Raw genomic sequence first — 23290 nt, forward strand, 5'->3', positions numbered from 1 at the left:
GGTGAACGTCGGCCGCACCGGCGAGTGCGGCGCGCCGGGCCGACACCGCGCACACGAGTTCTCCCCTGATACACGCGTTTTGGAGGTTTGCGGGTGCTGGGCACGTGCAAACCTCCAAAACGCGTGATCGTGGCGGCAACGCATGTTCGTGATGGCCTGCGCTTGGGCGTGCCGCACGCTTTGACGGACAATGAGTCAAGGCTCGGGCCGCTCGGACTCGGGCCGCCCGGCAGAGGAGCCGACCATGACATCTGGACACACCGGCGTCCGCCCCATGCAGACGGGCCGTCAATCCCTGCTCGTCCGGATCATGCTCATCGCATTGACCATTGCGGTTCTCGGCTCCGCCGGGTTCGGCACCTGGGTGGCCTTCATTTACGACGGCGGGACGCCCACGCTGATCCCCTTCGGGCTCGTTGCGCTTCTAGGCGGGTTGTTCGCGCTGTGGGGCCTGTCCGAGCAGTCGGCGAAATGGGTCGGCCTGGCGGCCGTGCTTCAGGTGTTCGCGCCGACGGGTGCGGCGTGGGCGGCCAGCCTGGTCCTAGCGGTGTTCGGAGCGGTCGTGCTGGTGATGCAGTGGAGGGCCGGCCGTCACCTCCCGGACCGGCAGCACGCCCACGCCTAGGATGCCGCGTCGCTCGACGTCGATCACCGCGTGAGATCGGGTCCGGCTTGGGCTGAGTTGCTCAGCGCAGCACCTCGGCCAACGTGAGTGGCGTCCGCCCGGTGAGCGCGCGGACGTCGTCGGTGACGGTGGCGAGGACGCCGGAGGCAATGGCGGTGTACGTGGACACCCAGGCGTCCAGCTGCCAGTCGGGCACGCCGTAGCTGCGCCGGGAGGCGTAGGCCTCCTCCAGGCTCTGGTCCCGGTAGACGGTGGGGCGGCCGGTGACGGCCGTGATGGTGGCCGCCGCCTCGGCCAGGGTGAAGGCCTCGGGCCCGGTGAGTTCGTAGGTCGCGCCGTCGTGGCTGGTGTCACCGGCCGCGGCGGCGGTGAGGATGGCGGCGGCGCTGCGGGCTACGTCCGCGCGGGCGACCGCGGCGACGCGTCCGGAGCCCGCCGGACCGGCGATGACGCCGTCGACGGCCAGATCGGGGATGAAGTCGGCGTAGAAGGAGTCGCGCAGGAAGGTGAAGGCCATGCCGGACTGGCGCAGGTGCTCCTCCGTGGCCTGGTGGGTGCGGGCCAGGGTGAAGGCGGCGTCGGGGGCGGCGGCGAGGAAGCTGGTGTAGACGACGTGCCGTACCCCGGCGGCGCAAGCCGCGTCGATGAAGGTCTTGTGCTGCTCGAGGCGGTCGGCGCTCTCGGCCGCGGAGACCATGAACAGCAGGTCGACTCCCCGCAGGGCCTGCGCGGCGGCGTCGGCCTGGCCGTAGGAGGCGACGGCGACGTCGTCGGCCCAGGCGGGGGCCTTAGCCGGGTTGCGCACGAGGAGGCGCTGATGCAGGCCGGCGTCGTGCAGCAGCTCGGCGACACGGCCACCGACCTTGCCGGTGGCACCGGTGACGGCGATCGTGAGCGGGCGGGCGGAGGGGTCCGGGCCGGAGGTGGTGCTCATGGCACCTGTCTACCCCACTCCCCGCGAGACCAGCACCTGATGGGGAAGGCGAATCCGGAAGCACTGTCACAAATGATGACAAACGAGCCCACGTGTCCGAAGGCCGACCAAGGAAACGTTGAAATCATGCGGTTGGTATTCTGGGCCGGGCGGTTGGATCTGGCGTTTGTCACCATTTGTGACAATGCACCTCCGCAGTAGGCGGTCGCGCGCCAGGCAAGAGTCCCAGCGTCAACCGACTGCAGCCTCGAGTACCGCGCGGGCGGTGACCTCGTCGGTGACCAGCGCGGAGAGGTAGCCGCCGCGCAGGGCCGCGCGGATCGCGGTCACCTTCTCCTCGCCCGCGGCCACGCCGACGACGAAGGGAATCCCCTTGAGGCGCTCGGGCTCCATGCACAGGGTGCGCTCGCACAGCGCCGTGGGCACGTGTCGTCCCTCGGCGTCCAGGTGGTGCCCGCACACGTGTGCAACCGCGCCGCGCCGGCGGCACTCGCGCACCACCTGCGGCGTCATCCACTTGCGCAGCAACGGGCTGGTGGACTCCCCCACCGCGCCGATGCCCGTCAGGGCGACGTCGCTGCGGGCGGCCAACTCCAGCGTGGTGGCGACCTGGTCCTCTTGGCGCACGGCCCGCGCCAGGTTCAGCGAGTCGAAGACCAGCGGCACGGTCAGCGACCGGTAGCGACCGCCCAGCCGCATGGCCAGGTTGCGGCACACGTCGCCGCCGTCGCCGAGGTCGTAGGACTCCCCCGCCGAGCCGATCATCGCCACCACCGTCGAGGTGGGCCAGGTGCGCTCGGGCATCTGATGCACGACGGCGGCCACGGCCCGCCCGTTGGACACCGCGATCACCGACCGCGGGCCGCAGTGCTCAACCAGCAGCTCCGCCGCGGCCCGGGCGACGTCGGGGGTGACGCCGGGAACGAACGGACGGGACACCTCGGTGACGCGAGCCTGTTTGAGGCCGAAGGCGGAGGTGAGCTCCTCCTCCAACGCCATCAGCCGCTCGATGGGGTGTGCGACCGTCACCTGAACGATCCCGACTCGGCGGGCCTCGGTCAGCTTGCGTGAGACCGTGGAGCGCGAGTAGCCCAGGCGCTCGGCGATCTCGTCCTGACTGAGGTCCTTGTCCCAGTACAGGTGGGCGATGTCCAGCAGCAGCCGCGCGTGTTCGCGATCCAGGTTTGCGCACATAATTGCATCTTACAGCCAGATAACCTAGCTTTCACCTCAATTAGGCGTAAGTAAACAGGTTATGAAGGCCACCTGCCCTGAGGTAAGGATGCACGGATGTGCAGCACACGCCCTTGGGGGTGGCGTCGTCCCGCCTTAGCGTGAAGCCACCGCGGCGGTGAGGGCCGGTGGTTACAGCCAACTCTCGCCGGCACCTGCCGGCACAGATACCGCCCGGTGTGCAGTACATCGCTCATCCGTTCGAAGGAGAACCCCCATGGCAATCGTCCGCACCATTCACGGCGACGTCGACCCGTCCACGCTCGGCGTCGTCAACGCCCACGACCACCTCATCCGCGTCGGCGCGGGCGAGGTCTACATCGACCCCGACCACCTCCTGGACGACGAGGACAAGGCGGTCGAGGAGGCTGGCTACTTCGTCGACGCCTCCAAGCGCTTCGCCTCCACCGCCACCATCGTGGACATGTGCCCGGCGTCCTCCGGCCGCGGCGTGCTCAAGCTGAAGCGCGTCGTCGAGCGGGTCCCCGACCTGCAGGTCATTCAGGCCACCGGCTTCCACCAGCAGAAGGTCTACCTCGAGTGGCGCCAGTCCTGGGTCAACCAGTACACCGTCAACGAGATCGCCGACCTGCTGATCGCCGACATCGTCGAAGGCGTGGACGCCAATGACTACATGGGACCGCTGGTCAAGCGCACCGACGTGCGCGCCGGCGTCATCAAGTGGGCGACCGCCTACGGCAAGATCACCGACTGGGAGGTCAAGACCGGTAAGGCCGTCGCCATCGCCTCTAAGGAGACCGGCGCGCCCGTCAACACCCACGTCACCGCCGGCACCTGCGGCCCCGAGCAGGCCCGCTTCCTGATCGAGCAGGGTGTGGCCCCGGAGAAGATCGCCATCGGCCACATCCAGCGCAACTGGGACCCGTGGATCCAGGAGCAGATCACCAAGCTCGGCGCCTACGTGGAGCTGGACGGCACCAACCGCATCAAGTACGTGCCGGACAACGCCCGCGTCAACCTGCTCAAGGTGCTCGGTGAGAAGGGCTACGGCAAGCAGATCCTGCTCGGCACCGACTCGGGCAAGGCCTCCTACCAGAAGGCCTACGGCTCGGTCTCCGGGATCGACTACGACCCGGCGGTGTTCTGCCCGCGCCTGATCGACGACGAGGGCTTCGACCCCGACTACGTCCAGGACCTGCTGGTGAACAACGCCGCCAGGTTCTTCGCATTCGAGCCCCTGGCCGACTGAGCGAGGCGAGTTGAAATGAGCGAACCCCGCAACACGCCCAGGCTCCAGATCGCCCTGGACACCCTGGACCAGCCCAGCGCGCTGGGCCCCCTGCAGCAGGCGGCGCCGTACGTCGACGTCATCGAGTGCGGCACCATCCTGATCCTGTGCGAGGGCTACCACGCGGTGCGCAACATTCGCGCCCTGTTCCCGGACAAGCAGATCCTCGCCGACGTGCGCATCGCGGAGGCGGGTGCCAAGATCGCCCGCCTCGCCTTCGAGGCCGGCGCGGACCTGGTCTCCTGCGTGGCAGGCGCCTCCATGACCACCATCGAGCAGGTCTGCAAGGTCGCCGCCGAGTTCGACGGCGAGGTACAGGTGGAGCTGGCCGACGAGTGGTACGACCCGGAGCGGGCCCGCGCCTGGCGCGCCGCCGGCGTCCAGCACGTCATTGTCAAACGGTCCCGCGACCGCGAGGCCGCCGGCGACCTGTCCTGGAAGGCCGAGGACATGGACCGGGTCGACGAGCTGGCGGACATGGGCTTCACGGTCACCGTCACCGGCGGCATCAGCGTGGCGGACCTGCCGGCCTTCGCGGGCCGCAGGGTTGGCATCGTCATCGCCGGACGCTCGATCGTCGGCGCCGAGGATCCGGCCGCCGCCGCATCTGCGCTGCGCGACGCCATCGACGAGGTGTGGTCATGAGCGTGACCTCCCTCGACGACGGTATCCGCCTGGGCATCTACGAGAAGGCCCTGGTCGGCAACCCGCTGGCCACCCCCGACGACTGGGCGGGCTTCCTCGCCCAGGTGCCGCAGGCCGGCTACTCCTTCCTGGACCTGTCGGTCGACGAGTCCCCGGAGCGGGAGGCCCGCCTCGAGTGGGGGCCACGCCAGTGCCGCATGGTACGTGAGGCCGCCGAGTCGGTCGGCACCGGCATCGGCGGGGTGTGCCTGTCGGTGCACCGGCGCATAGGCCCGGGCTCGGCCGACCCCGAGGTACGGCGTCGGGCCCGCGAGGTCATGGCCCGCGGCCTGGAACTGTGCCACGAACTGGGGGCGCCCGTAATCCAGATCGCGGGCTATTACGCCTACTACGAGGACCCCCACCCGGACGCCGAACGCTGGTACGGCCAGCTGCTGGCCGACGCCGTGCCCCTCGCCTCTCGCCTCGGGGTGGTGATGGGGATCGAGAACGTCGACGGCACCGACGTAACCTCGATCCGCAAGGCCATGGAGTTCGTCGACGCCGTCGGCTCCCCCTACCTGCAGGTCTACCCCGACCTCGGCAACATCGCCGAGCAGGGCCTCGACCCCGCCGTCGAGTTGGAGGCGGGCCGCGGGCACATGGTGGCCATGCACGCCAAGGATGTGCGCCGCGGCGAGCCTCGGCGGGTGGAGATGGGCACCGGCATCGTCGACTGGGACAAGTCCTTCCAGCTGCTCGCCGCCCAGCACTGGACCGGTCGGCTCATGATTGAGATGTGGAACGACGACGCGCCCGACTCCGTCGCCCGTTGCGTGGCCGCACGCGAGTTCATTGAGGGCAAGGCCGCCGGCGCCGGCATCGCCATTCAGAGGCCCTGAGCACCATCAGACGACTCGCAACGCGAGCCGCACGCGGCACACACGCCGTCATCCCCTGACCGTCTTCGAGAACCCCTACGGCTGCAGCCAGACAGGCAGCCGCAGCGCCGCCCATTCGCGGCCACACACAGTCAACCAGAAAGACCGAACAATGACGTACGACCTGACCACTATCGGTGAGGGGCAGATCCGCCTCACCTGTGAGCGTGGCGAACGGCTGTCCACAGCCCGCTCACTGCGCATGACCGCTGCCGGCTCCGAAGCCAACGTCGCCGGACTGCTCAGCGAGCTCGGCCGCTCAACCGCCTGGGCGTCGAAGCTGCCCAAGGGTGAGCTGGCCGACCGCATCGCCCTGGAGTACTCCGCCGTCGGCGTGGACATCCGTCACACGGTGATGACGGAGGAGGGCCGGGTGGCCCTGTACTTCCTCGAACCGGGCGAGTTCCCGCTGCCGGGCAAGGTGACCTACGACCGGCTGCACACGCCCTTCCGCACCATCACGCCGGAGGAGTTCAACTGGGATGCCCTGCTGGACACCCGCGTCGTCTTCCTCACCGGCATCACGGCGGCGCTCACCCCCGAGACCGCCCGGGTGGTGCGCTACTTCGCCGACGCCGCCGTCGAGCGGGGCGTGGACGTCGCCCTGGACGTCAACTTCCGCTCCCTGCTGTGGACCGGCGAGCAGGCACGCGAGACCCTCGAGCCGATCGCGCGCCAGTCCTCGATCCTGTTCTGTTCGCGTACGGACGCCCGGGTGGTGTTCGGCATCGACAAGCCGGACGTGCAGGCCTGCCACGCCCTGCGCGAGGAGATGGGCGTGCCCACGGTGGTCTCCACCGACGGCCGCGCCGGTACCTACCTGTCGACGGCGGAGAAGGATCGCATCTTCGAGATCCACTCCGTCCCGGTGATCGACCGGCCCGGGGCAGGTGACTCCTTCGTCGCCGGCACGCTGCACGGTTGGCTCGACGGCGACGTCGAGAAGGGCATCCAGATGGGCACCAAGGTCGCCCAGATCGCGCTGACGCACCACGGCGACCTGACCCACGTGCGTCCCGGCGAGCTGCAGACCCTGCAGAGCTCGGACATCGTCCGCTGAGCAAATCGACCGTACCGCCGGGCGGCGCACAGCCGCCCGGCGGCCGGTCCCTAATCAAACGTCTGCTCAATCGACAAGATCGGATTGAAATGAGTACACAGGCAACGGCGCCTGCGGCGCCGCGGGGGAAGACCGCCCTGAACAAATCGACAATCATCACCTCACCGGTCACCAGAAGTCGCTGATCGGCATGGCGATCGTGGGCAACGTGTCGGAGTTCTTCGACATGTTCCTAATCGGCTTCATCGTCAACCTCCTCATCGAGACTCCGGGCTGGAACCTGACCGGATTCCACTCCGGCGTGATCCTCGCCGGCTCCGGCCTGGGCACGGTCCTCGGCTCCATTACCTGGGGCCGACTGGCGGATGTGTTCGGTCGTAAGACCGCCTTCATCTGGTGCATCGTGGTGCTGGTGGTCTTCACCGCCGCCTCCGCCTTCACCCCGGTCAACGGCTGGATTCTGTTGACCATTCTGCGCACCGGTGTGGGCTTCGGCGTCGGCGGCCTCAACATCACCTCCGTGCCCTTTGTGCAGGAGTTCGTACCCGCCAGACAGCGCGGCCTGTTGGCCGGACTCACGAGCGTATTCATCCCGGCCGGCATCTTCCTGGGCGGGCTGGTGACCAGGTACCTCGGCGATTCGCTCGGCTGGCGCGGACTGATCGCCGTCGGCTGCATCCCCATCGTGCTGCTCGCCTGGACGCGGATCGTTCCGGAGTCGCCCCGCTTCCTGCAGTCCCGCGGGCGTGACCGGGAGGCCAAGGAGGCCTACGCGTGGGCCATGGAGATCCCGGTGGAGCAAGTGGCCGATCTGCCCGATATCAAGGAGGCCTCGTCGGCGTCCTACGCGGTGATCTTCTCCAAGTACCCCAAGCAGCTGCTGGTGGTCGCCGTCGGCTCCTTCTGCTTCATCATGGGCTCCTTCACGGTGCAGTCCTGGGGGCAGACGCTGCTAGGGCAGTCCTTCAAGTTCAGCGCCGCCTCCGTAGCAACCCTGTTCATGTTCGTGTCGCTAGGCGACCTGCTGGGACGCCTGGGATCGGCCTGGATCTCCGACAAGATCGGACGGCGCTGGACCATGTTCGGCTGCGGCATGATTGGTGCCATCGGCGCCCTGATCGCCGCCTTCTCCACCAGGATGGTCACGTCCGGTGGAGAAATCGGCAACGCAGGCTACGTGTTCTTCGCCGGAATCTTCATCGTCATGATGTTCGGCGATGGCGCCTTCGGCATCCTCAACGCCTTCGGCGGTGAGCAGTTCCCGACGGAGGCCCGCTCCACCGGGCTTGGCCTCGGGTATGGCATTGGGTCGATTGCCAAGGTCGTCGGTCCATACTTCGTCGGTGCCCTGGTGGGCTCTTCCGAACTCAGCCCGGAAGTGGTGTTCGTACCGTTCATCATCTTCGCAGTGCTGCTGTTCCTGGGTGGCATCGTCTACCTGTTCGCCCGCGAGACGAAGGGTGCTGCACTGGAAGACATCTGAGTGCCCCGTCGTGGCCGCGGTCCGCGGACCACGGCCACGACGTCGCCAACTGCTCGGCCGACGCCGAAGCCCGGGACAAACGGGTTGCCCCCGGAACCGTGTGGGTTCCGGGGGCAACCCGTATCTCAGCGACCAGGCGACGTTGGCGAACGCGGGCCTGGTTGCCGGGATGCTTAGTGTTGGCCGTAGACGTTCTGGTAGCGGTCGTTGAGGCGGTCGATCAGGTCCTGCTCGATCGGCACCGGCTCACCCCCCTGACGCGCGATATGCACCGTACGCGCCACCTCCTCACACATCGCCGCAGCCTTCACCGCCGCCCGCGCATCGACCCCGATCGTGAACGGGCCGTGATTCGCCATCAACACCGCCGGCGACCGCGACCCCGACAAGGTCTCCACAATCCCCCGCCCAATCGAATCATCCCCGATCAAGGCAAACGGACCCACCGGAATCTCACCCCCAAACTCATCCGCCATCATCGTCAACACACACGGCACCGGCTCCCGCCGCGCCGCCCACGCCGTCGCATACGTCGAATGCGTATGCACCACCCCACCCACCCGGTCCATATGCCGATACACATACGCATGCGCCGCCGTATCCGACGACGGCGTCAGATTCTCCGGCGTCCCATCCTCGATCTTGTCCCCATCCAGCGTGCACACCACCATGTTGTCCGCCGTCAGCTCCTCATACGCCACCCCCGACGGCTTAATCACGAACAAGTCCGTCCGCTCCACACTCCCATCCGGACGAGACACGCTCACCCGCTCAGACACATTCCCAGCCGTCCACACCACCAAACCCCACCGAATCAACTCCCCATGCAAACGCGCCACCCGCTCACGCGCATCAGCCACCGCCCCACGCACACCATCATCCAAATCAGCCAACACAATCCGCTCGGTCTTCTCAGCCATGAGAGCACTCCTTCGTGACGGGCCGGCCCGGCGCCGGCCAACTTGTATCGTCACGGCAATCGTGCCCACCGCGGGGCAAACAGTCACCGCCCCCACCGCACGTTCGTGCATGGCGGGGGCGGTGACGTTTCGACCTTCTCGGCAGGTTTACCTGCGCCGTTCTCGGCGCGGTCGGAAGGCGCGAGGGCGGTGCAGCGGATGCGGACGCTCGTTCAGCGAAGCGTGTCGGCCAGGTCGCCGATGCGCCCCAGCAGCCCGTTCAGGAAGCGCGGAGAGTCATCGGTCGACAGCATGCGGGCGAGGGTGATCGCCTCGTCGACGGCCACCGGCGCATCGACGTCGTCGTTCCAGACGATCTCCCACGTGGCCAAGCGCGCGATGGCCCGATCCGTGGCCGGCATGCGGCTCAGCACCCACCCGTGGGAGTAGGTCTCGATGGTCTCATCGATCTCGCTCAAGTGGTCGGCGACGCCGGCCAGCGCCTGACGGGTATAGGCGGGCGCCTCGGTGTGGTTGGCGGAGTGGAAGGCCCGCTCGGCGGCCAGCTCCCGTAGGTTCTGCGCCCCGGAGTCGCCCTGTAGCAGGCCGCGCTGGTCGGCCTCGAAGAGCACCTCCACGGCACGCCGCCGCGCCTTGGTGCGTGCGGTGACCGGGAACTTGGGGTGCCCACTCGCAGCGGCGGGTGCGCCGTCGTCGTCCAGTGGTTCCTCGGCGGCGTCAGACTCCGACACCGGCATGGATTCGGTCATCGGCGGTCAGTCGGTGACGCGGGAGATGTAGGAGCGGGAGCGGGTATCGACCTTGACCTTGTCGCCGATGTTGAGGAACAGCGGGACCTGGATCTCGGCACCGGTCTCCAGGGTGGCCGGCTTGGTGCCCGCAGAGGAGCGGTCGCCCTGCAGACCCGGCTCGGTGTGGGAGATGGTCAGCACGACGGCGGCCGGCAGTTCCACGAACAGCACGTCCTCCTCATGGAAGGCGACGATCACGTCCTGGCCCTCAAGCATGAGGTCGGCGGCGTCACCGACCACGTCGGCGGGCACGTAGGTCTGCTCGTAGGTCTTGACATCCATGAAGACGAAGTCGTCGCCGTCCTTGTAGGAGAACTGCATGTCGCGGCGGTCGACGGTGGCGGTCTCCACCTTGAGGCCGGCGTTGAAGGTCCGGTCCACGGTCTTGCCGGACAGAACGTTCTTGATCTTGGTGCGCACGAAGGCGGGGCCCTTGCCCGGCTTGACGTGCTGGAACTCGACTACCTGCCACAGCTGGCCCTCCAGGTTGAGCACCATGCCGTTCTTCAGGTCGTTCGTCGTTGCCACGTGCGGTTCCTAACTCGCTAGAGGATTGCTGGAGGTCTTAGACCGGGTAAGCCTACCGCCATCACTCGTTCACTCCCCCGGCCGCCGCCTGTCATGCCGGTCACGGCTTACGTATCGCCGCGCCATATCAACCGACCTCGGCGAGTGGGGCGGCTAGTGGAAGTCGGTGATGTCCTTGACGTCCTCGCGCAGGGCGTGTACTTCGCCCAGGCGGGCGAGCGTGGCGTAGCGCTGCTCGGCATACGGCAGGGAGACCTCCAGCAGGAATTCGGCCATGCGGTCCTGCCCCTGGCGGGCCAGCTCTGCGGCGAGCGAGCGGATGTCGTCGGGGTGCCGGTTCTGGCTCATCTTCGCCTTGCCCTGTACCTGCTCGATGCCCACCTCGACCGCCACGATCGCCCGTGCCATCCGCTCCAACTTCTCCTCCCCGATGGGGGTGAGCACGTCGTCCGGCTCGGACAATTCGGTGAGCCTGCGTGCCGCCTGCAGCGCCGCCTCGGGGCTGGAATCGATACGCACCGGCCCCCGCACGTGCAGGGTGATGTAGTCCCAGGTGGGCACGTTCGGCTTGACCTCGTTGGTGGCGTACCAGCGGGGCGAGACATAGGTGTCGACGTCGTCGAAGATGACCATGCCGCGGCCCGTTATCGGCTCGCGCACCTGCGGGTTGTTGCGCACCAGGTGGGTGACCAGCGCATTGCGCTCCGCGTCCCGGTAGAAGGGCACGAGGGTGGCCGCCGGCCCGTCGGCGTGCACGGTGATCAGGTTGCCGACGTGGGGTCGGTCCAGCAGGGAGGTGGCGTAGTCCTCGGGAAGTTCAAAGTGCCGCGGCACATACATGCGTTCAGCCTATGGCTCGGCCCGCCGTGGGGTCGAGCCCACCCGGTCGGCCAGCTGCTCCAGTACCAGCGCGGCGGCCCGCTCCGGGGTGGTATCGGTGGTGTCGACGACGACGCCGCCCGCCTGTGCGCAGGCGGCCTCCCGTTCGTGCAGCATCCGCGTGAACGCCTGATAGACGTTGCCGAGCGCCACCGAGCGCGGTGCGTCCAGGCCGTTGCGGGTGGCCAGTCGCCGCGGCGTGGCGGTCAGGTGTACCAAATGCGCCCCGTCGGCACGCGCCTGCGTGAGAGCGGCCTGCACAGCGTCGTCATCCAGACACCCTGAACCGAGGGCGATGACGGCGCCGGCCGCGGCCTGCCCGAGCGTCTGCCGTGCGGTGGCCGCCTCGGCGCGCCGGTAGCGCTCCTCGGGGACGGCCACCAGGGCGAGTTCGGGCAGGGTGCCCAGTGCCGCGGCCGTCTCCTGCCCGACGTCGTACAGCGGCAGCCCGGTGGCGTTCGCCAGGGCGCGACCCACACTGCTGCAGCCCGCGCCGGGGGCACCGAGCAGCACCACGCGCGCCGGATTCATGCGCGCCCCTCCGCAACCGCCGCAGGGCTGGCGGACGGGGCGGTGACCGCGTCGTGGGCGGCCCGCAGCACCTCCAGGTCGGGCTCCACTCCGCGCACCGGCTGAGCGATGTCATCCAGCAGCACCATGCGCAGCCTGCCGGCGCGCACCTTCTTGTCCGACGTCATGGCGGCGCAGAGCGCATCGAAGGAACCCGCTCCCTGCGGGAACGCCGTTGGGAGCCCGGCCGCGGTGAAGGCGCGCCGGTGCAGCGACACCGCGTCGGCGTCGAGCCGGCCCAGACGGTGGGCCACCTCGGCGGCGAACACGCAGCCCACGGCGACGGCCTCTCCGTGCCGCCAGGTGTAGTCGGTGACCTTCTCAATGGCATGGGCGTAGGTGTGACCGTAGTTGAGGATCTCCCGCAGCCCCGCCTCGGTCAGGTCCTCCCCCACCACGGCGGCCTTGACCGCCACCGAACGGGCCACCAGCTCGGCGATGACCGGGGAGTCGGCGGCCGGCGGGGCGGGTGCGGCGAGTACCCGGTCCAGGATGACCGGGTCAGCGATGAACCCGCACTTGACGACCTCCCCCATCCCGGCGCGCAACTCCGCCTCGGGCAGGGTGGCCAGGGCAGCCAGGTCGGCGATCACGGCGGCCGGCGGGTGGAAGGCGCCCACCAGGTTCTTGCCGGCGTCGGTGTCAATGCCGGTCTTGCCGCCGACCGCCGCATCCACCATCGCCAGCAGGCTGGTCGGCACCTGCACGACGGGGACGCCGCGCAGCCAGGTGGCGGCGGCGAAGCCGGCCAGATCGGTGGTGGCCCCACCGCCCACGCCCACGACGCAGCCGTCCCGGCCCAGGCGGAAGGCACCCAGCTGCTCCCAGATCTGGTTGAGCACGCCCGCGTGCTTGGCGCTCTCCCCTCCGGGCACCTCGATCCGGGCGGCGCGCAGCCCGGCCGCCCTCAACGCCCGCTCATATTCGGTGGCGGAGGCGGCCAGCGCGTCGGCGTGGACAATCGCCACCCCGCCCGCGCCGCCTCCGGGGGCGGTGGCTACGGCTTGGGTGACGGCGTCCGCCAGCCCGCTGCCGATCACGACGTCGTAGGGACGGGCCGCGGCGGTACCGGGCACGGTTATGCGGGTGCGACCGCCCTCATGCACTTGGCGCGGGGCGGTGGGGCGCAGCCCGGATACACCGCGGACAGGGGCCAGCGCGGCCGCGGCCCGCGAGGGAGCGCTCCCCAAAGACACCAGCACGAGCGCGGCGACCTGCTCGGGAGTGAGCCCATCGGTGGGCACGGTTATGGTTGCGACCCGCTGGTACAGGTCGGCGCGCTGCGCATGCAGGTTCTCCATGCGGGCCAGCACATCGGCGGCGATGTCATCCTGGGCGGCCGCAGTGGCGTCGGAGTCCGCCGCCCGCCCGGCGGGGTTCACCAGCGGCCGGCCGGCGCCGTCGCCGACGTGTGCGGCCGCGGTGGCGGGGCTGGCCGCCAGGTGTACGACGGTGTGCCCGCGCAGCAGGCGACGGTTCTCCTCCCGCAGGACGCCACCGCCGCCGAGCGCCACGACTCCCTGGGCGGCGGCCTCCCCGGTCAGCACGGCCCGCAGAGCGCGGGTCTCCCGATCCCGGAAGCCCTCCTCACCCTCGGCGGCGAAGATCTCCGGGATGGTCATGCGGGCGCGGCGACGAATCTCCGCGTCCGTGTCGGTGACTTGCACGCCCAGCGCGGTGGCCAGCAGTCGCGCCACCGTGGTCTTGCCGGATCCGGGCAGCCCAACCAGAACCAGCGGCAGCAAACCCGTATCCACGGCGCCCTCGGACACCGCCGGACCCGGCCGGTCGGCGTGGCTCGTGTGGCTCATGGGATTGACTCCTTCGGCGTATGGGACGGGCGATGAGACTGGATGGCGGCCGCGGGGCGTTCACCACTGGGTGCGTTCGGCCACGCGGGCGAGGTAGCCGGAAAGGTTGCGGCGGGCCTCGGCGACCGAATCCCCGCCGGTCTTCTCCACCAGGGCGTCGGCGAGCACCAGCGCCACCATGGCCTCGGCGATCACCGCGCCGGGTACGACGGCGGTGGTGTCGGAGCGCTGGTGCAGTCCGGTGGCCGGCTCGCCGGTGGCCAAGTCAATGGTGCGCAGGGCGTGCGGGACCGTGGAAATGGGCTTGTAGGCGGCCCGCACCCGCAGCGGTGCCCCATTGCTGATGCCGCCCTCAATGCCGCCGGCGCGGTTGGTGGCGCGGTCCACCCGCCCGGCGTCGATGGTGAGGATCTCATCGTGGGCGGCGGAGCCCGGGCGGGCCGCCTCGGCGAAGCCGTCCCCGATCTCCACACCCTTAACCGCCTGGATGCCCATGAGGGCGCCGGCCAGGCGCGCATCCAGCCGCCGATCGGCCTGCACATGGGTGCCCAGTCCGATCGGTACGCCGGTGGCGATCACCTCCACCACTCCGCCGAGCGTGTCACCGGCCTTGCGGGCGGAGTCGATGGCCGCAACCATGGCGGCACCGGTGGCCGGGTCGGTGCAGCGCACCGGGTCGGCGCTCAACCGGACCTCGTCGTCGGGCGTGGGGCGGGCGGCGTCGTCGGGCAGGGCGACCGTCCCGATGCGCACCACGTGACTGACCAGGCGGATTCCGGCGACCTGCTCCAGCAGTGCCTCGGCCACCGCTCCCAGAGCCACCCGGGCGGCGGTCTCGCGGGCAGAGGCGCGTTCGAGGACGGGGCGGGCGTCGGGCAGGTCGTACTTGAGCAGCCCGGGCAGGTCGGCGTGGCCGGGGCGTGGGCGGGTCAGCGGCAGATTGCGGGCGATCTCGCGTTCGTCGCCGGTGCCGGCGTGCTTGCGCAGGGCGGTCTCGGGCACCGGGTCGGCGCTCATAACGGTGGACCACTTGGGCCACTCGGAGTTGCCGATGCGCAGGGCGATGGGGCTGCCCAGGGTACGGCCGTGGCGGATGCCGCCAAGGATCGACAGTTCGTCCGCCTCGAACTTCTGCCTGGCGCCGCGCCCATGGCCCAGGCGACGGCGGGCGAGGGCGGCGCGGATCTGTTCGCTCGTGATCTCCACGCCCGCGGGCACGCCCTCAATGATGGCGGTGAGGGCCTCACCGTGGGATTCGCCGGCGGTCATCCATCGAAGCATGGGGTGATCATCCCACGCCGCCGGGCGCGACGTCACCGCGGTCCGGCGGCGCGGGCGGCGAGCGCCTCCACCAGCGCGCGGCGCATCGGCGCCAGCGGCGGAGTGCGGCCAGTCATGAGGGTGACCTGTGGGACCGCCTGATGCAGCAGCATCAGCCAGCCGGGGGCCACGCTCCCGCCGGCCGATTGCCAGGCCGCCGCCAGTGGCGTGGGCCAGGGTGCATAGACGACGTCCAGCAGCACCGCGCCGGGCCCGGGCCGGGACGCTCCGCCCGCGATTGCGGCGGTCAGTGGCGCAGCCAGGGTGTCGGCGGCGCCGGCCGGGAGCGTGGAGACGAGCAGATCGGCGTCGGCGGCCGCGGCGGCCACCTCGGCGTCGGAGGCGGCATCACCGGGCCGCCAGGTTAGAGCCGCCACCTCCAGACCCATGCGGTGGGCGGCGGTCAGCGCACGGCCGGGGCCGGCGTGGCGACGGGCGGCGACGGTGATGTCGGTGGCCCCCAGTTCGGTCAGGGCTGCCAGCGCGGAACAGGCGGTGGCGCCGGAGCCAAGCACCACGGCGCGCGTCGCACCGCCCGCGGGAGCCGCGGTGGCGCCGTCCGCCGGGGCGGTGCGGGTCTCGCGGATGGCGCCGACGATGCCGGCGACGTCGGTGTTGAAGCCGGCCAGCAGGGCGGCACCGCGGCCGGAGCGCTGGGCGATGACGGTGTTGACGGCGCCGACCGTCGCCGCCAGCGGGTCCACGACGTCGAGCCGACGCAGCAGCGCCTGCTTGTGCGGCATGGTCACGCTCAAGCCGGCCCAGATCGGGTCGGACGGTGCCGGGGCGGCCAACTCCTCCAGCAGCGAGGCCAGGTCCGCGGGCGCAGTCTCGCGGCGTTCATACACCCAGTCGTCCAGGCCGAGCGCCCGGTAGGCGGCCCGGTGCAGCACCGGGGACAGCGAATGCGCAACCGGCGCACCGATGACGGCGGCCCGATGCCGGGGCGGGGTGGGCGAACTCGTCGGCGGCGCGGCGCACATCGCGTCTACTCGCCGTCCGCCGGGGCCGTCGGGCTGGGCGAGGCGGAGGCGCCGGAGCAGACCTCGGGGTTGTCCTCGCAGTACGCCGACAGCTTCTCGGTGTTGGCCACCTGCTCCTCGTGCGTGGTGGCGAACAGGGTCTCCCCGGTTTCCAGATCGACGGTCACGAAGTACAGCCAGTCGCCGGCGGGCGGGTCGACCACCGCCTGAATGGCGGCCTCGCTGGGACTGCCGATCGGGGTGGGGGTCAGCCCGGCATGCTGGTAGGTGTTATAGGCGTTGGCGTCGTCCGCGATCTCGTCGGCGGAGGGGATGCCGCCGGTGCGGCCCAGGCCGTACAGCACGGTGGAGTCCATCTGCAGCATGCCCTTGGTCTCCCCGTCGGTGTCGGCGAGCCGGTTCTCGATGACGCGAGCCACCTGGCCGTAGTACTCGGCGTGGAAGACCTCCCGTTCCACAATGGAGGCCTTGATCAGCACGTCCTCATAGTCGGCCTCGTCCACGCCGGCCTTGCTCAGGCGTGTGTTGGTGGTGGAGACCATGGAGGCGACCACGTCGGTGGCCGTGGCGTCCTCGGCGATGTCATAGGTGGAGGGGGCGAGCCAGCCCTCCACGTCTCCGCCGGCGACCTCCGGCAGACCGATGGCGGTGGTGTCCGCGAAGGCGGCGTCGACTTCGGCGTCGGTGTAGCCGCCCACGCTCATGAGCCGCTCCTTGACCTCCGCCTTGGTAGCGCCCTCGGGGACGGTCAGCGTGTGATCGGAGCGGGAGGACGGGTCCAGCAGCAGGGCGACCGCGTTGACGGCGGACATATGGGTCTTGAGCGTGTAGGTGCCCGCCTGGATGTTGCCGGCATTGGAGTTGGCCGCGTAGGCGTTCTTGAAGGCGCCGGCGGTTGCGACGACGTCGGCGTCGACGAGGATCTGGGCGATGTCCGCGCCGGTGGCGCCATCCGGGATGGTGACGACAACATCGTCCTCACCGGCCCCGGTGTAGTCGGCGACGGCGGTTTGCTCGGGCTGGGCGCCCTTGACCACGCCCAGGGCCTTGTAACCGACGAAGCCGACCGCGGCTAGCACTACCGCCAGCACCACGGCGGTCAACGCGTGGCGGCGGCGCTTGCGGCGCCTCCGGTCGCGCTCAACGTGACGGTCGCGGCGCCGGCGGGGGCCGGCGTCCGGCTGTTCGGCGTCGGTGCGGTCAACCCCGACGGCCGAGAAGAAGTCGTCCTCGGTCACTGTCTGCCTTCCTGGATGGGTACGACCATCTCGCCGACGGGCGCGTCGGTGGAGCGCTCCGTGGCGAGGGCCTGTTCAAGTATGACCACGGCGGCCGCCTGGTCGACAACGCTGCGAAAGCTCTTCTCCCGCCGACCGGACTCGTGCAGCTCGCGGTGGGCGGTTACGGTACTCAGCCGCTCATCCACCAAGCGCACCGGCACAGGAGCGATCAGGCCGGCGAGTGTGCGCGCCCAGCGGCGGGCATCGCGCGTAGAGGCCGAAGCGCCTCCACTGAGGCTGCGGGGCAGCCCGACGATCACCTCGAATGCGCCGTGGTCGGCCACCAGGTCGGCGGCCTCCTCCAGGTCGGCGCCGTAGCGGTCGCGGCGCAGGGTGGCCAGCGGTACCGCGAGGATGGCGTCGGCATCGCAGCGGGCCACGCCCACGCGCACCTTGCCGACGTCGAAGGCCAGTCGAACCCCGGTCCTCACCACGTACCCCTTGCCGGGTGCCCGCGGGCTCAGGCCAGGGCGGCCGCGATGGCGGCCAGCGCGGCGGGAATTGCGGCCGGGTCCTGGCCGCCACCCTGGGCGACGTCATCCTTACCGCCACCGCCACCGCCGAGTGTCTTGGCGGCGGTGCGCACCAGCGCCCCCGCTCGGGCGCCCTGGGCGCGGGCGGTGGGGTTGGTGGCGACGACGACGAGCGGGCGGCCATTCGCCTCCCCGGCCAGGGCCACCACGACGGCCTCCGACTCGGGCAGGCGTCCGCGCACATCCAGGGCGAGGCTGCGCAGCGCGTCGGCAGAGCCGACCGCGCCGAGCGAGGCGCTGGCCAGCAGGTAGTCGCCGGTGCGGGCGGCCGCGCCGGCGATCTCGCCGGCCCGGGCGGTCAGGGCGGCCTGCTCCGCGGCTGCCAGCTTCTTCTCGGCGTCCTTCAGTCGCGCCAGCAGGGTCTCCACGCGGCCGGGTAGCTCCTCGGGGCGGCCGCCCACCAGGGTGGACAGCTGCGAGACGAGCGCGTGCTCCTTGCGCTGGAAGCCGTAGGCGGAGTCCGCCACCAGGGCGTCGATACGGCGCACGCCGGAGCCGATCGATCCCTCCCCCAGCAGGGCGATGCGGCCGATGTGACCGGTGGAGGGCACGTGGGTGCCACCGCACAGCTCCCGGTCGAAGCCGTCGCCGATGGTGACGACCCGCACCTGCTTGCCGTACTTCTCCCCGAACAGGGCGATCGCGCCCGAGGCGCGGGCCTCCTCCAGGCCCATGACCTCGGTGGTTACCGGCAGGTTCTCGGCGACCTTGTCATTGACCAGTGCCTCGATGTCGTCCATCTGACCGCCGGAGAGGGCCGAGCCGTGCCGGAAGTCGAAGCGCAGCCGGGCGGGCGAGTTCTCACTGCCGGCCTGGGCGGCGTCGGGCGAGACCACGTTACGCAAGCCCGCGTAAACCATGTGGGTGGAGGTGTGGGCGCGGGCGATGGCCAGGCGGCGCACGGTGTCGATTTCGGCGTAGGCGCGCTCGCCCACCGCGGCCGTGCCCTCGGTGAGGGTGCCGCGGTGCACGGACAGGCCGCGGATGGGGGCCTGCACATCGTGCACCTCGATGACGCCGCCGTCGGCCAGGCGAATGGTGCCGTGGTCGGCCAGCTGGCCACCCATCTCGGCATAGAAGGGGGTGCGGTCCAGGATGACCTCCACCTCGGCCGGGGCGGTCGCCACCGGGGCGGGCACGCCGTCGACCAGCAGGCCGGTGACGGTCGCGTCGGCGGCCGACTCGGTGTAGCCGAGGAACTCCGATCCGCCGCCCATCTGCTTCTCAATGTCCTGGAAGACGCGCACATCCGTGTGGCCGGTCTTCTTGGCACGGGCGTCGGCGCGGGCGCGTTCCTTCTGCTCCTCCATGAGGGTGCGGAAGGTGGCCTCGTCCACGTCCACGCCCTGCTCCGCGGCCATCTCCAGGGTCAGGTCGATGGGGAATCCGTAGGTGTCGTGCAGCTCGAAGGCCGCCTTGCCGGGGACGACCGGACGGGTGCCGCGCCCAGATTCGGAGGCCCGCTGCTTGGCGGAGGCGACGGCGGTGTCCAGGATGGTGGTGCCTGCGGCCAGGGTGCGGCGGAAGGCCTCCTCCTCCGCGTAGGCGACGTCGGAGATGGTGGCCCAGCCGGTCTCGAGCTCCGGGTAGGAGGCCTTCATGGCGTCCTTGGAGGCGGTCAGCAGGGTCGGCAGGGTGGCGTCGCTCACCCCGAGCAGGCGCATGGAGCGTACGGCGCGGCGGATCAGGCGGCGCAGCACGTAGCCGCGGCCGTCGTTGCCGGGGCGCACGCCGTCGCCGATGAGCATCAGTGCGGAACGGACGTGGTCGGCCACCACCCGCAGGCGCACGTCGTCGAGGTAGGCGTCACCGGCCTCCGGGCCCGCGGCGCCCCGGCCGTAGGTCTTGCCACTCATGGCCTCGGCGGCGGCGATGACGGGGTAGACCTCGTCGATCTCGTACATGTTGGGCTTGTCCTGCATGATGAACGCCAGGCGCTCCAGGCCGAGCCCGGTGTCGATCGCGGTCTGGTCCAGCTTGCCGATCAGCTCGAAGTCATGGCCCTCGCCCTCGCCGCGGATGAACTCGTCGAAGACCAGGTTCCAGATCTCCAGGAAGCGGTCGCCGGCGGTGTCGGCAATGGGACCGCCGTCCGGACCATAGGCGGGGCCGCGGTCGTAGTGGATCTCGCAGCAGGCGCCGGCGGGGCCGGGCTGGCCGGTGGACCAGGAGATCTCCGCGAAGGGCAGCAGTTGTACGCGCTCGGCGGGCACGCCGATCACGCGGGTCCAGTGGTCGAAGGAGACCTTGTCCTCCTCCCAGATGGTCATCCACAGCCGGTCGCCGTCCAGGCCGTACTTGCCCTCCTCGCGGCTGCCGGTGAGCAGGTCCCAGGCGTAGTCGATGGCGCCTTCCTTGAAGTAGTCGCCGAAGGAGAAGTTGCCGTTCATCTGGAAGAACGTGCCGTGACGGGTGGTACGGCCGACATTGTCGATGTCATTGGTGCGGATGCACTTCTGCACGGAGGCGGCGCGCGGCCACGGGGCCTTCTCGGTGCCCAGGATGTAGGGGATGAAGGGCACCATGCCGGCCACGGTGAACAGGATGGACGGCTCGGGGGACACCAGGGACACGGAGGGGCGGATCTCGTGCCCGTTCGCGGCGAAGTAGTCGAGCCAGCGGGAGCGGATCTCTGATGTACGCATGAGATGCCTCGTCCTGTTCGTTTCGGGAGGGGCGTGCGCTGCGCACGCCGGTGGATTGGAGAGCCGGGGCGAGAGTACCCCGGAACGCTGGGGACGCCCCGAACCGGTATGCGGTCCGGGGCGTCCCGGCGTCGTGAAGCGTGGGGTCAGCGCGAGTAGTACTCGACGACCATCTGTACGTCGCAGGTCACCGGGACCTCTTCGCGCTTGGGGCGGCGCACCAGCTGTGCCTGCAGCTTCTCCAGCTCGACGTTGAGGTAGTCGGGCACGGGCGGCAGCACGTCGCGGTGGGTGCCGGCGGCGGCGACCTGGAAGGGCACCATCACCTGGGAGCGCGGACGCACCTGAATGGTCTGGCCGGGCTTGACGCGGAAGGAGGGACGGTCCACGACCTTCCCGTCAACCATGATGTGGCGGTGGACGACGCTCTGGCGGGCCTGCGCGATGGTACGGGCGAAGCCGGCGCGCAGGACGAGCGCGTCCAGACGCATCTCCAGCAGCTCGACCAGGGACTCACCGGTCAGGCCCTTCTCGCGGCGGGCCTCCTCGAAGACCTTCTGCAGCTGGGCCTCGCGGATGCCGTACTGGGCGCGCAGGCGCTGCTTCTCCTTCAGGCGGACGGCGTAGTCGGACTCGGTGCGGCGGCGGGCGCGGCCGTGCTCGCCGGGGCCGTAGGGGCGCTTCTCGAAGTAGCGGACGGCCTTGGGGGTGAGCGGAATGCCGAGGGCGCGCGAGAGGCGCACCTGGCGGCGGGAGCGTGAAGAGCTCATAGATATCTTCCTGTCGGATCGGTTCGCACGCCGTGGGCGGGTGTGCCCAGGCGCGGGGTCAGCCACGTCGGCTAAGACCCCAGGAGTGCCCGAGCGCGCGCCGGTCGCGCGACGCCGCAGGCAACCCGGAAACATTAGCGCGGCGGCGGCAGGGGATGCACGTCTAAGCCACCGGTTGTGAGCCGGTCCTCATCCGGCTTCGGCCCTGCCAACAGCCGGCCACCCGGAGCGAACCATAGCGGCGACGTGTCGAGGCCGGCTCACCCGCGGCGACCAGGCGGTGACGTGTCGAGACCGGCACGCCCGCGGCGACCAGGCGGTGACGTGTCAAGGCCGGCACACCCGGAGGCGCCTGCGTCGGGATGTACACGAGTTCGCGTCGAATACACGAGTTCTAGAGGTTTGCGAGCGCAGGGCACATGCAAACCTCTAAAACTCGTGTTCATGAAGCAAACGCGTGTGCGTCTGCCGGTGTGTTCGTGTCTCCTCACGCTTGCGGGCGTGGTGATTCGGGCTCGAGCTGCTGTGTGGTGGTCGGGTTCGGGGCTCTGTTCGACGGGGGCCGGCCTACCAGGTGGTCGTGTTCGGGTCGGTGAGGTCGTTCTCGGTGGCTGCCGACCTGCCGAATACGACCTCGTAGGCGCCAAACCCTCCACATTCGGGAGGGTTTCGGGCTGACGAGGTCTTTTGGCCGAGCCCGGGTCGTTGTCGGGCTGATGAGGACGTTCTCGGGGCGGCGGGGACGATGCCGGGCCGGTGGAGGGCGGCGGGGTGGACGGTTCGTGTGTTCCAGTGACGGTTCGCCAGGTAGCAGCAACGATTCGGCATGAACGACGACGGTTCGTACCCCTACCCCACGAACCGTCGCAAGAAGTGCCGAACCGTCGACCAGAGCGTACGAACCGTCAGACGAAGGCACCGAACCGCTGGGCGAACACGCGAACCGTCGGGCTAAAGTGCCGAACCGTCAGAGGAACGCACGAACCGTCGGCTAAAGGCGTGAACGTCGGCCCGAACGCACGAGCTGCCGCGCCTGATCGACTGTTCCCCGCACCGCGCACACCCCCAGCCAACGCGCACTCCCACCAATCGCGCCCGCGCACCCCGCCGCCGGGACACGTACGCCAACACCACCCGGCGAACCGCCCCATCCACCCACCAGATGCCCAAGCGCGGGGAGCCGGGCTTAACCGGGGTCGTCAGGCTCGACTTCGAAAGACCTCAGCCCCAAGCGCGACGAACCGGGTTACTTCGGCTGCCCCTTGTGCGGGGAAGAGTGACGGGAGCGCAGCAGGGTGGAGATGATCACGTACACCAGGAACAGGCTGAACAGGATCGAGCCCATGCGCGGGCTGACCAGGCCGGCGACGACGCTCCCCAGTGGAGAAGCCGCGGCCGACGCCACGCCCACGACGAGCCCCACGCGCACGTCGGCCACCCCGTGGCGCAGGTTGGTGACGGTTCCCGACAGGGCGGTGGGGAGCATCACCACCAGGGAGGTGCCGCGGGCCAGCAGGTCACCGATGCCCACGGCCAGCTGGGTGCCGGGCACGATCACGGCGCCGCCACCCACGCCGACGAGTCCCGACAGGATGCCCGCCACCAGACCCACCCCCACCAGGGCGGCGCCGCTGGCGGGCGTGAGACTCAATCCGGCGTCGCGCACCGGCACCATGAGCTGCTGGGAGACGATGACGAAGACCGCGAAGGCCACGAAGATCCACGGCAGGATGCGGGCCGGGAGCGTACGCAGCAGGCGCACCCCGATCTGCGCGCCGGTCAGGGAGCCAATGATCAGGAAGACGGCGGCCACGAGGGACACCTGTCCCTGCACCCCGTAGGAGACCGCCCCGACGATGGAGGTCGGCACGATGGCGACCAGGGAGGTGGCGGCGGCGTGGCGCTGATCCATGCCGGCGAAGGCCATCAGCGCCGGCACGATCACCAGTCCCCCGCCGACACCGAACAATCCCGCCAGGAAGCCGGCCCCCAGTCCCATCAGTACAATCGCCGGCCAGCGTCGGGCGGGCGGGGACCACGGTGCCGGAGCATCGGACCGGTTGCGGGCGGAGTCGGGATCGGGGGCTTCGACGTCGGGGGTTGCGGTCACC

21 protein-coding genes are annotated in these 23290 nt (G+C 70.1%); 6 read left to right on the plus strand and 15 right to left on the minus strand.

Annotation, left to right across the window (positions count from 1 at the left end; all coding sequences use genetic code 11):
- The first annotated feature begins 244 nt into the window (after positions 1-244).
- The gene (locus tag C3B71_RS07625) at positions 245-625 is read left to right on the plus strand and encodes a hypothetical protein (RefSeq protein ID WP_108967154.1); all 381 of its coding nucleotides are present in this window, start codon (positions 245-247) and stop codon (positions 623-625) included.
- Between the two features lie 61 nt (positions 626-686).
- Here the strand turns inward: C3B71_RS07625 and C3B71_RS07630 are convergent, their stop codons facing one another.
- Entirely contained in the window at positions 687-1559 is an 873-nt protein-coding gene (locus tag C3B71_RS07630) for an SDR family oxidoreductase (protein ID WP_108967157.1), read from the minus strand.
- A 231-nt stretch (positions 1560-1790) separates the two neighbouring features.
- Positions 1791-2753, minus strand: coding sequence for a sugar-binding transcriptional regulator (locus C3B71_RS07635; RefSeq protein ID WP_108967160.1), 963 nt, complete (start codon positions 2751-2753; stop codon positions 1791-1793).
- 256 nt (positions 2754-3009) lie between these two features.
- Here C3B71_RS07635 and C3B71_RS07640 point away from each other — a divergent pair, with 256 nt between their 5' ends.
- From C3B71_RS07640 to C3B71_RS07660, 5 genes are all read left to right on the plus strand, one after another.
- Entirely contained in the window at positions 3010-4002 is a 993-nt protein-coding gene (locus tag C3B71_RS07640) for a phosphotriesterase family protein (protein WP_108967162.1), read from the plus strand.
- A gap of 15 nt (positions 4003-4017) precedes the next feature.
- Positions 4018-4686: a 3-dehydro-L-gulonate-6-phosphate decarboxylase gene (locus C3B71_RS07645; protein ID WP_108967164.1), complete on the plus strand. Its 669-nt coding sequence runs from the start codon at positions 4018-4020 to the stop codon at positions 4684-4686.
- Entirely contained in the window at positions 4683-5567 is an 885-nt protein-coding gene (locus C3B71_RS07650) for an L-ribulose-5-phosphate 3-epimerase (protein WP_073331994.1), read from the plus strand. Before C3B71_RS07645 ends, C3B71_RS07650 begins: the two co-directional genes overlap by 4 nt.
- Before the next feature lie 151 nt (positions 5568-5718).
- Positions 5719-6666 (plus strand): sugar kinase, encoded by a 948-nt coding sequence (locus C3B71_RS07655; protein WP_073331992.1) that lies wholly within the window; start codon positions 5719-5721, stop codon positions 6664-6666.
- Between the two features lie 190 nt (positions 6667-6856).
- A complete protein-coding gene (locus tag C3B71_RS07660; RefSeq protein WP_108967166.1) occupies positions 6857-8149 on the plus strand; it encodes an MFS transporter in 1293 nt (430 codons plus the stop codon).
- Positions 8150-8322: 173 nt separating this feature from the next.
- Here C3B71_RS07660 and C3B71_RS07665 read toward each other — a convergent pair whose 3' ends face one another.
- The 13 genes from C3B71_RS07665 to C3B71_RS07725 form a co-directional block, all read right to left on the minus strand.
- Positions 8323-9069: an L-ribulose-5-phosphate 4-epimerase gene (locus C3B71_RS07665; RefSeq protein ID WP_108967168.1), complete on the minus strand. Its 747-nt coding sequence runs from the start codon at positions 9067-9069 to the stop codon at positions 8323-8325.
- Between the two features lie 212 nt (positions 9070-9281).
- The gene (gene nusB, locus C3B71_RS07670) at positions 9282-9818 is read right to left on the minus strand and encodes a transcription antitermination factor NusB (protein ID WP_083565877.1); all 537 of its coding nucleotides are present in this window, start codon (positions 9816-9818) and stop codon (positions 9282-9284) included.
- A 6-nt stretch (positions 9819-9824) separates the two neighbouring features.
- The gene (gene efp, locus C3B71_RS07675; RefSeq protein WP_073331984.1) at positions 9825-10388 is read right to left on the minus strand and encodes an elongation factor P; all 564 of its coding nucleotides are present in this window, start codon (positions 10386-10388) and stop codon (positions 9825-9827) included.
- Between the two features lie 153 nt (positions 10389-10541).
- On the minus strand, positions 10542-11228 hold the full coding sequence (locus tag C3B71_RS07680; protein ID WP_108967170.1) for an FMN-binding negative transcriptional regulator: 687 nt from the start codon (positions 11226-11228) through the stop codon (positions 10542-10544).
- 9 nt (positions 11229-11237) lie between these two features.
- The gene (locus tag C3B71_RS07685) at positions 11238-11798 is read right to left on the minus strand and encodes a shikimate kinase (protein ID WP_108967172.1); all 561 of its coding nucleotides are present in this window, start codon (positions 11796-11798) and stop codon (positions 11238-11240) included.
- Positions 11795-13648 (minus strand): 3-dehydroquinate synthase, encoded by a 1854-nt coding sequence (gene aroB / locus C3B71_RS07690; RefSeq protein ID WP_108967174.1) that lies wholly within the window; start codon positions 13646-13648, stop codon positions 11795-11797. Before aroB ends, C3B71_RS07685 begins: the two co-directional genes overlap by 4 nt.
- Before the next feature lie 60 nt (positions 13649-13708).
- Complete coding sequence (gene aroC / locus C3B71_RS07695; protein ID WP_108967176.1) at positions 13709-14929, minus strand: chorismate synthase; 1221 nt, start codon at positions 14927-14929, stop codon at positions 13709-13711.
- Between the two features lie 32 nt (positions 14930-14961).
- Entirely contained in the window at positions 14962-15951 is a 990-nt protein-coding gene (locus tag C3B71_RS07700) for a shikimate dehydrogenase (protein WP_108967179.1), read from the minus strand.
- A gap of 5 nt (positions 15952-15956) precedes the next feature.
- On the minus strand, positions 15957-17189 hold the full coding sequence (gene mltG / locus C3B71_RS07705) for an endolytic transglycosylase MltG (RefSeq protein WP_108967181.1): 1233 nt from the start codon (positions 17187-17189) through the stop codon (positions 15957-15959).
- Entirely contained in the window at positions 17186-17662 is a 477-nt protein-coding gene (gene ruvX / locus C3B71_RS07710; protein ID WP_108969683.1) for a Holliday junction resolvase RuvX, read from the minus strand. The genes mltG and ruvX overlap by 4 nt, the downstream gene beginning before the upstream one ends.
- Before the next feature lie 29 nt (positions 17663-17691).
- Positions 17692-20409 (minus strand): alanine--tRNA ligase, encoded by a 2718-nt coding sequence (alaS, locus tag C3B71_RS07715; RefSeq protein ID WP_108967183.1) that lies wholly within the window; start codon positions 20407-20409, stop codon positions 17692-17694.
- A 146-nt stretch (positions 20410-20555) separates the two neighbouring features.
- Entirely contained in the window at positions 20556-21179 is a 624-nt protein-coding gene (gene rpsD / locus C3B71_RS07720) for a 30S ribosomal protein S4 (protein ID WP_073331965.1), read from the minus strand.
- 1246 nt (positions 21180-22425) lie between these two features.
- Positions 22426-23289 (minus strand): sulfite exporter TauE/SafE family protein, encoded by an 864-nt coding sequence (locus C3B71_RS07725; RefSeq protein WP_258522926.1) that lies wholly within the window; start codon positions 23287-23289, stop codon positions 22426-22428.
- Position 23290 lies beyond the last annotated feature (1 nt).

The organism is Actinomyces sp. Z16 (assembly GCF_003111765.1).
Taxonomy (GTDB): domain Bacteria; phylum Actinomycetota; class Actinomycetes; order Actinomycetales; family Actinomycetaceae; genus Actinomyces; species Actinomyces glycerinitolerans.

Excerpts from the sequence above, each read along its gene's own strand:
- C3B71_RS07630 (WP_108967157.1), bottom strand. The coding sequence starts at position 1,559 with ATGAGCACCACCTCCGGCCCGGACCCCTCCGCCCGCCCGCTCACGATC.
- aroC (WP_108967176.1), bottom strand. The coding sequence starts at position 14,929 with ATGCTTCGATGGATGACCGCCGGCGAATCCCACGGTGAGGCCCTCACC.
- C3B71_RS07700 (WP_108967179.1), bottom strand. The coding sequence starts at position 15,951 with ATGTGCGCCGCGCCGCCGACGAGTTCGCCCACCCCGCCCCGGCATCGG.
- C3B71_RS07680 (WP_108967170.1), bottom strand. The coding sequence starts at position 11,228 with ATGTATGTGCCGCGGCACTTTGAACTTCCCGAGGACTACGCCACCTCC.
- C3B71_RS07645 (WP_108967164.1), top strand. The coding sequence starts at position 4,018 with ATGAGCGAACCCCGCAACACGCCCAGGCTCCAGATCGCCCTGGACACC.
- aroB (WP_108967174.1), bottom strand. The coding sequence starts at position 13,648 with ATGAGCCACACGAGCCACGCCGACCGGCCGGGTCCGGCGGTGTCCGAG.
- rpsD (WP_073331965.1), bottom strand. The coding sequence starts at position 21,179 with ATGAGCTCTTCACGCTCCCGCCGCCAGGTGCGCCTCTCGCGCGCCCTC.
- C3B71_RS07650 (WP_073331994.1), top strand. The coding sequence starts at position 4,683 with ATGAGCGTGACCTCCCTCGACGACGGTATCCGCCTGGGCATCTACGAG.
- C3B71_RS07665 (WP_108967168.1), bottom strand. The coding sequence starts at position 9,069 with ATGGCTGAGAAGACCGAGCGGATTGTGTTGGCTGATTTGGATGATGGT.
- C3B71_RS07640 (WP_108967162.1), top strand. The coding sequence starts at position 3,010 with ATGGCAATCGTCCGCACCATTCACGGCGACGTCGACCCGTCCACGCTC.
- nusB (WP_083565877.1), bottom strand. The coding sequence starts at position 9,818 with ATGACCGAATCCATGCCGGTGTCGGAGTCTGACGCCGCCGAGGAACCA.
- C3B71_RS07685 (WP_108967172.1), bottom strand. The coding sequence starts at position 11,798 with ATGAATCCGGCGCGCGTGGTGCTGCTCGGTGCCCCCGGCGCGGGCTGC.
- C3B71_RS07635 (WP_108967160.1), bottom strand. The coding sequence starts at position 2,753 with ATGTGCGCAAACCTGGATCGCGAACACGCGCGGCTGCTGCTGGACATC.
- C3B71_RS07660 (WP_108967166.1), top strand. The coding sequence starts at position 6,857 with ATGGCGATCGTGGGCAACGTGTCGGAGTTCTTCGACATGTTCCTAATC.
- C3B71_RS07655 (WP_073331992.1), top strand. The coding sequence starts at position 5,719 with ATGACGTACGACCTGACCACTATCGGTGAGGGGCAGATCCGCCTCACC.
- C3B71_RS07625 (WP_108967154.1), top strand. The coding sequence starts at position 245 with ATGACATCTGGACACACCGGCGTCCGCCCCATGCAGACGGGCCGTCAA.
- alaS (WP_108967183.1), bottom strand. The coding sequence starts at position 20,409 with ATGCGTACATCAGAGATCCGCTCCCGCTGGCTCGACTACTTCGCCGCG.